We start from the raw sequence: 6898 nt of genomic DNA on the forward strand, positions 1-6898 counted from the left end.
ACGAATCCGCCATCAGGTCACTGACTGCGGAAATACCCCAAGTAGTTCAGTCAACAGGTAGAAGTTCGAATCCTGCTCGGCCGTAGAGCTGCCTCCATCTTCTTGATGCGGTCACCGCGCCCTCGATGCTGCCGGAGCTCCAGTCAAGGGTGAGTCCTGCTGTCACGGCGTCGAGGTCCGGGAGTAGGTGGAGTGCGAAGCCGGTGAGGCCGGGCAGTTGGCTGGCATCGACGGCGTCGATCCAGGCGGGGAGCCTGGCGCCGAGGCGGTTGCCGAGTAACTCGCCGAAGTCGCGGACATGCCCGGCGGCCGTGTCGAGTTCGGGGCAGCGGGCCAGGACCTCCTTCAGGCCGGTGCGGTCCTCCTCGTTCAGGGCGGTGGGGTGATGGGTGAGCCAGCTGGTCACCTGCCGCACCGTTGGAGAGCAGTGGTATTGCCCGACCGATGCCCGGTGGTTCGACGAGACCGCGTGGGAGACGGAGGTCGAGAGCGAGCCCGGTTTCAAGCAGACCTGGCATACCTGCCCGAACGGGCACGGCATCCCCGGCCGCACCCCGTACGCCTCCCGCGACTCCGAGGCCAAGGCCCGCACCGCCGACGGCACACCGATCGAGAACCGGACGCCGGGCACGTGACCCCAGATCCCCGTCGCCGACCAACCGTCAGCCAACCAGGACCGGAGCCCCGCCATGCCCGCTGAACAGTACGGACGCTCGATCAGCGCCACCGGCACCGCCAGCTTCGCGCAGGACCGCTCTCCGGCAGACACTGCCGCGATCACGAACGCCTGCCCGAGATGAGCGAGTCGCTGATCACGTGGGCGGCCGTCACGCTCATGACCCGCCCGCTCACCCGCCGCAAGGCCCAGCCTGCAGAACGGCACGACATCAGCCCGTACTACCTGGCGCAGGCAGCCTGATCACCCCGGCCTCGGGACCGTCGTCGCCGAACAGGCCAGAGGCATGCGTTGCTCGGGCCGTGTTCTGTCGAAACCCGTCAGGGCTGAATGTTCTCCAGGTCCTCGAGGAGACCGGAGTGCGTCGGCTGCCACCCGAGAGCATCGCGGGTGTGGGCGCTGGACGCTGGCTGGTCCATGGCGAAGATCGGGCCGAACGGGCCGAAGTTTTCCTGCGGAACCTCCTCGACCGGCAGGCCCAGTCGCCGGCCGATGACTGTCGCGATGTCCCGCACCGCGTCGCCCTCGTCGCCGACGGCGTGCCAGGACGTCCCCGCCGGTGCAGACTCAAGGACCAGACGGAACAGGACCGCTGCGTCGAGCGCGTGCACAGCCGGCCAGCGCTGGGTGCCGTCGCCTGGGTAGCCGGACACCCCGGTGCGGCGCGCTGCATCGACCAACAGGCCGGCGAATCCGCCCTGCCCCTCGTTATGGACCGTGCGCGGCATGCGGACAGCCATGCTGCGCAGACCGCGCGAGAGATCCAGCAGCGCTGTGACCGAACGGCCTCGACCGCCCACCGGTCCGTCGGTCGGCAGCAGATCGGCCTCGGTGGAGGCGCGACCCGGCACCCAGGGCGTACCCGAGACCGTGACGATCGGGCGGTCGCTACCGATGAGTTCCTGCCCCAGCGCGGCGAGAGCGGCGCTCTCCTCGGCGATGGCCCGTGCGAGCGTATCCGGACTGCTGTAGTCGCGTCCGAACGCCAGACTGATCACGCCGTCGCACTGTGCAGCGCCGGACCGCAGAACGTGGAGGTCCGCCAGGTCTCCTCGCAGCACCTTGGCACCAGCGCTCTCAAGGGCCTGCGCGGAGCCGTCCGAGCGAGCCAGTGCGAGAACGGTGTGGCCGTTGCCGAGCAGTTCAGCGACGACTGCGGAGCCGATGGTGCCAGTACCGCCGGTGATGAAGACGTGCATGAGCTCTCCTTCAAGTGACGGGACTATTGTCCCATCACTGACCTTACACGGTGACGGGACAGGTGTCCCATCACCTATTCTGGTCTCATGGCTAGATGGCAACCGGGGGCGACCCAGCGACTCGTCGTTGCGGCCGTCGACTTGTTCACCGAGCAGGGGTACGACGCCACCACGGTGACGCAGATCGCCGAGCGCGCCGGCGTCACCAAGAGCACCTTCTTCCGACACTTCTCCGACAAGCGCGAGCTACTGGTCGCCGGCCAGGAGACGCTCAGCAGGCTGCTCGCCGACGGCATCACCGAGGCGCCCGCGAGCGCCAGCCCGCTTCAAGCGGTGGCAGCCGGTCTCGAGCGCGCATCGAGCGCCATGGGGCCGACGAACCGCGAACTCGGCCCCCGCCTCAAAATAGCCGTGGCAGCCAGCACCGAACTTCAGGAGCGCGACGCCCTCAAGAGCGTCGGTCTCGCGGCCGCCATGACAGACGCGCTCATCGCCCGCGGTGTCCCCGACCCGACTGCGCATCTCGCGGGCGAGCTGGGAGTCCTCGCGTTCAAGCGGGGCTACGCCCAGTGGTCCGAAAGCGATCGTGGTGACACAGAAGGGCTCGCGCCTCATGCACTGGCAGCCCTGGAGGACCTGCGCGCGGCAACTGCGTCGCTGGGCTGATCGATGCCACCTGGCTGTTCGCCGACCGGGTGGCTTTATCGAGCACTCGTGACGACGAGTACGGGAGGCGCCTCTGCCCGAGGTCCGCGTGTCGGCAGCGGAGCCGGACCACCGAGCCACCCGACCCCGTAGCCAGCGTCTTTGTCTTTGACTCGCCTTGATGCCGGCGGCAGACAAGTCCGGCCGAGCCGAAGAGTGCCTCCCGCCTCATCGACATCCTGGCCCGACGCCAGGCGTCCGCGCCTCCCGAACTGCCCGAGAAACGCTGCTCTTCGTCATCAACAGAGCCACGAAGAGGTGGCCGCGCGGGTGACCGCGGACGTGCTGCGCCGGCCTGCGGTGGCCGCGAAGGTGATGGCCGACGACACTGCCCGGCAGGCGGTCAACGCCGCGCAGACCACCGCGCACCGCACCGAGGTGCTGAACAGCCTGGTCACCGACGACGCGGTCGCCGCGAAGGTCGCGGCCGACGTGCTGCGCCGCCCGGAGGTCGCCGCGAGGGTCGCGGCCGACGACACCGCCCGCCACATGGTCAACCGGGCCCAGGTCGACCGCTCCCGGCAGCAGGCCGAAGCGTTCCGCCGGGACTCGCCGGTGGCGCCGGCGGTCCGCGCGATCGAGCGGACCGAGGAGTTCGTCGACCTGCTGGGGGCGTTTCACCGGTTCACCGCGGAGGTCGGCCGGTTGGTGCCCAGGATGCGGGACCACACCTGGTCGCACGACGAACGCGAGGTGCTGGCGTCCAACATCGCGCGCTCCCGCGCGACGCTGGACTGGATCGAGACCGCGGTGACCACCGGCCGGGTCGACATGGACGAAGAACTGGCCGCCATGCTCCGGGGCGAATAGCGGTGTGAAGGCGCTCCCCGGCCGCCGAACAGCACGCCGAGCTGATCCGTATCGCGCTGATGGAGGCCGCCCCCGCCGGGCTGGAGCTGAAGCGGCTGATGGGAGCCTGTGAACTGAGCGTCTATCAGACCCGCAGCGGGCTGACCGCGATCAGGGACCTGAGCGGGGAACGCGGCTGGCCGCCGATGCTGTGGACCCGCGAGAACGGCTACCACTTCTGCGCCACCGAGGCCGAACTCGAAGAATGGGAACGGGTCTGGATCAGCGAACGCCTCACCCAGTTCCGCCGGATGATCACCGGCACGCTCGCGCCGCATCTGGCCCTGTTCCCCCGCAGCCGCTGGGCCATTTATCTCAACACGCAGGTCAAAGCGAGAGTCCAGCCTGGAGATGGCGGCCTCGCAATCGCGCTGACCTAAGGGCGCGAGTCGCTGACGCAGATAAGGACCGGTGCCCCGGCCGGGCTCCCGCCCCTCCTTGAGCCGGCCGGGGCACCGCTTCACCTCGTGCGATCACGCCGCTACCCCTCCGACACCACCGACGACGAATGGACCCTGCTCCAGGACCTGCTGCCGCCTCCGGCCTGCGAGACCGGTCGGGGCCGGCCGGAGAAACACCCCCGCCGCGAGATCGTCGACGGCATCCGCTATCTGGTCGACAACGGCATAAAGTGGCGGGCGATGCCCGCGGACTTCCCGCCCTGGCGGACGATCTACGGATTCGCCCGGCGCTGGGCCGCCGGAGGCGACATCGGCATCATCCGCGACCAGCTCCGCAGAGCCGTCCGGATCGCCGGCGGCAAGATGCCCCGCGCGGCAGCCGCCATCATCGACTCCCAGAGCGTGAAAGCCTCCGAAACGGTCGGCCAGGGCAGCCGCGGCTACGACGCGGCGAAGAAAATCAACGGCCGCAAACGCCACATCGTGGTCGACACCCGCGGCCTGGTCCTGCTCGTCCTGGTCACCCCGGCTGACATCACCGACCGGGACGCCGCGAAAGAAGTACTCTTCCGGCTGCACCTAATGCACCCCGAGATCGCGATCGTCTGGGCCGACTCCGCCTACGCCGGACAGCTCGTGACCTGGGCGAAAACTTACTGCGACCTCACCGTCAAAACGGTACGCCGGCCGCCGGACGCCAAGGGCTTCGTCATCCTGCCGCGCCGCTGGGTCGTGGAACGCAGTCTGTCGTGGATCATGCGGGCACGCCGGAACTGCCGGGACCACGAACGGCTCCCGCAGGTCAGCGAAACCCTCATCACCTGGGCATCCATCACCCTCATGACGCGCCGCCTCACCCGCAAAACACCCAGCTGGACCGCACGACCCCCACTCGCCACCGACCACCTCACAGCAGCCGCCTGAGCGCTGCCCCGACCCGTTCGCGCGTTACCCCGGCAGATGGTCCGGCGGAAACTCGGACACGACGACCGTCAGATCAGCATGATCCGGCCGGCCGCCGCCAACTGATCCTGCTCGTCAATCTGTCGACTGACGAGCAGGATCAGGAACCGAGGAAGTCTTCCAGGTCACGCAGGAGCGCGGCCTTCGGCTTGGCGCCGACGATTGTCCTGGCGACTTCGCCGTCTACGTAGACATTCAGGGTGGGGATGGCCATCACGCCGTACTTGGCAGCGGTACGCGGGTTCCGGTCGATGTCGAGCTTGGCGATCTCGATCCGGTCGTCGTATTCGGCGGCGATCGCCTCCAGCGCCAGTGCGGCGTGGCGGCACGGGGCGCACCACTTGGCCCAGAATTGCACGAGTACGGGCCTTGCTCTTGTGAGGACGTCATCGTGGAAGCTGGCGTCCGTCACATCCTTTACGGTGCGCCTCCCGGACGGGACACGGGCCGGTGTCGCGGGGGCCCGCAACTGTCGTGCGCACTCGGCGGCGGACGGCCGGTCCTGGGGGAGCTGGGCCGTCATACGAGTGAGCGGCAACACCAGGTGCGCGGGGATCGCGGTACGGGCGCTTCCCGTCAGATGCGCGGCGGGGGTGCGCTGACCGGTCAGCTTCTCGACCAGGACGAGGCCGAGCGCGTAGACGTCTGAGGCGGGTGTGGCGGCGCTGCCCTGGAACTGTTCGGGAGCCATATAGGCGGGGGTACCGAAGACCTTTCCCGTGGTCGTGGCCGTCCGGGTCGGAGAGTTGTCATCGCGGGCGATACCGAAGTCCATCAGCACGGCGCGTCCGTCCGTACAGATCATGATGTTGGCGGGCTTGATGTCCCGGTGCAGGATCTTCGCCTCATGGATATACGCAAGCGCGCCCGCCAGGTGCGCCCCGGTCTCGACGACCGAGTCCACCTGCGCTGTCTCCCATGTAAGGCCGTTCAGCAGCTCCATCACGACATACGGCAGAGGATGACCGTCGTGATCGATCGTTCCAGCATCGTGGACGGTGACGATACCGACGTGGTTCAGCGTGGCAAGCGTTCGAGCTTCGCGGGCCAAACGCCCGGCCGCGTCAGGATGCAGCATGACACCCGTGACGAACTTGACCGCGACCCGCCGCTGTAGGTTGCCGTCCATCGCCTCCCAGACCTCGCCGAGCCCGCCTCTGCCCAGCAAGCCCCGCACGTAGTAGCGGCCCCCGACAGTCATGCCTTCGCGCACCTGTACCCCCATCCGCTCACTGCGTGCCGCTGCCCCGGTCGATGTGCAGACAACCCTAGTAAGACCGACGCGACAGGTGCGGTCCTCGGTTGCAACAGCGCAGACCTGCTCCCACGTATCGCCTGCGCGGATCTTGGCGCCCAGAGGCGATTCCCGAGCGGCACAACGGCCCGCGCGGCGGTGAACACGGGGCGGCCCTGCACCGGGGCGTCACTGAAGCAGGCCACTCCCTCACCTTGCCGCACCGCCACCCGGCTCATAGCACGTTCCCTTCAACCACCTTGCCCTTTGGACCCTTGGCCGGTACAGGCCACAACCACCAACAAGGCGAACCGGCACGCGCCCGCATACGCACGCCGCCGACGAGTCTCTGCCAACAAGATCACTTCAACCACGAAATCCGAAACAAGCACTGAGCTTGACTCTGTCGGGGATCTTGGAGTTTCGCGGTGCGGCAGCATGATCAGCGGGCATGCTCGGGGCTGTTACGAGTACCGATGAAGTCGTCGAGGTGTCCGTTGTCGCTCCGTCCCCGTTCCGGTGAGCAAGTCCCGCCTCTGACCGCGCGGATCGCGCGGGCGAGCAATCCGGCTGGCACGACGGCGATATGGGTGCGAGACCGGCTGGACGGGCTGTGGTGTGACGAGGACTTCGCCGACTGGTACCCGCGCGACGGGCGCCCGGGCCTCTCGCCTGCCCAGCTGGCCACTGTCTGTGTGCTGCAGTTCCTGCTCGGCCTGTCGGACCGGCAGGCCGCCGAGGCGGTCCGCTGCCGCATCGATTTCAAGTACGCCATGGCCATGGAGCTGGACGATCCCGGCTTCCACCACAGCGTGCTGGCTGACTTCCGCGACCGTCTCGCCCAGGGCGACCGGGCCGACCGCCTCCTCGA

Annotated in this window: 9 protein-coding genes and 2 pseudogenes; 7 read left to right on the forward strand and 4 right to left on the reverse strand. The window is 68.3% G+C overall.

From position 1 onward, the window contains the following. Positions 1-46: 46 nt before the first annotated feature. Positions 47-406, reverse strand: coding sequence for a hypothetical protein (locus tag ACIRQP_RS41820; RefSeq protein WP_403900640.1), 360 nt, complete (start codon positions 404-406; stop codon positions 47-49). Here ACIRQP_RS41820 and ACIRQP_RS41825 point away from each other — a divergent pair. Then, complete coding sequence (locus ACIRQP_RS41825; protein ID WP_403900642.1) at positions 390-635, forward strand: hypothetical protein; 246 nt, start codon at positions 390-392, stop codon at positions 633-635. The genes ACIRQP_RS41820 and ACIRQP_RS41825 overlap by 17 nt on opposite strands. Positions 636-796: 161 nt before the next feature. Next, positions 797-919, forward strand: a complete 123-nt coding sequence (locus ACIRQP_RS41830) for a hypothetical protein (RefSeq protein ID WP_403900644.1) — start codon at positions 797-799, stop codon at positions 917-919. A gap of 77 nt (positions 920-996) precedes the next feature. Here the strand turns inward: ACIRQP_RS41830 and ACIRQP_RS41835 are convergent, their stop codons facing one another. After that, the gene (locus tag ACIRQP_RS41835) at positions 997-1875 is read right to left on the reverse strand and encodes an SDR family oxidoreductase (protein ID WP_403900646.1); all 879 of its coding nucleotides are present in this window, start codon (positions 1873-1875) and stop codon (positions 997-999) included. Between the two features lie 87 nt (positions 1876-1962). Here ACIRQP_RS41835 and ACIRQP_RS41840 point away from each other — a divergent pair, with 87 nt between their 5' ends. From ACIRQP_RS41840 to ACIRQP_RS41855, 4 genes and pseudogenes are all read left to right on the forward strand, one after another. Continuing rightward, on the forward strand, positions 1963-2541 hold the full coding sequence (locus ACIRQP_RS41840) for a TetR/AcrR family transcriptional regulator (protein WP_403900647.1): 579 nt from the start codon (positions 1963-1965) through the stop codon (positions 2539-2541). Between the two features lie 195 nt (positions 2542-2736). Continuing rightward, the gene (locus ACIRQP_RS41845; RefSeq protein ID WP_403900649.1) at positions 2737-3390 is read left to right on the forward strand and encodes a DUF6192 family protein; all 654 of its coding nucleotides are present in this window, start codon (positions 2737-2739) and stop codon (positions 3388-3390) included. 59 nt (positions 3391-3449) lie between these two features. Then, entirely contained in the window at positions 3450-3809 is a 360-nt protein-coding gene (locus tag ACIRQP_RS41850) for a RacP protein (protein WP_403900651.1), read from the forward strand. 87 nt (positions 3810-3896) lie between these two features. Continuing rightward, positions 3897-4852: pseudogene (locus ACIRQP_RS41855) on the forward strand (IS5 family transposase); the annotation flags it as partial. 41 nt (positions 4853-4893) lie between these two features. Here ACIRQP_RS41855 and trxA read toward each other — a convergent pair. Beyond that, entirely contained in the window at positions 4894-5262 is a 369-nt protein-coding gene (gene trxA / locus ACIRQP_RS41860; protein ID WP_403900655.1) for a thioredoxin, read from the reverse strand. Positions 5263-5379: 117 nt separating this feature from the next. Continuing rightward, positions 5380-6018, reverse strand: a pseudogene (locus tag ACIRQP_RS41865) (serine/threonine-protein kinase); the annotation flags it as partial. Positions 6019-6617: 599 nt separating this feature from the next. On the opposite strand from ACIRQP_RS41865, the gene ACIRQP_RS41870 reads away from it, so the two are divergent. Beyond that, on the forward strand, positions 6618-6898 hold a 281-nt coding region (locus ACIRQP_RS41870), incomplete at its 3' end, for a transposase (RefSeq protein ID WP_403900653.1).

This window comes from Streptomyces sp. NPDC102274, assembly GCF_044766385.1.
GTDB lineage: Bacteria > Actinomycetota > Actinomycetes > Streptomycetales > Streptomycetaceae > Streptomyces.

What these genes read in the sequence shown, in the direction of transcription:
- ACIRQP_RS41830 (WP_403900644.1), top strand. Translation starts at nt 797, where the DNA reads ATGAGCGAGTCGCTGATCACGTGGGCGGCCGTCACGCTCATGACCCGC.
- ACIRQP_RS41835 (WP_403900646.1), bottom strand. Translation starts at nt 1,875, where the DNA reads ATGCACGTCTTCATCACCGGCGGTACTGGCACCATCGGCTCCGCAGTC.
- ACIRQP_RS41840 (WP_403900647.1), top strand. Translation starts at nt 1,963, where the DNA reads ATGGCTAGATGGCAACCGGGGGCGACCCAGCGACTCGTCGTTGCGGCC.
- ACIRQP_RS41850 (WP_403900651.1), top strand. Translation starts at nt 3,450, where the DNA reads ATGGAGGCCGCCCCCGCCGGGCTGGAGCTGAAGCGGCTGATGGGAGCC.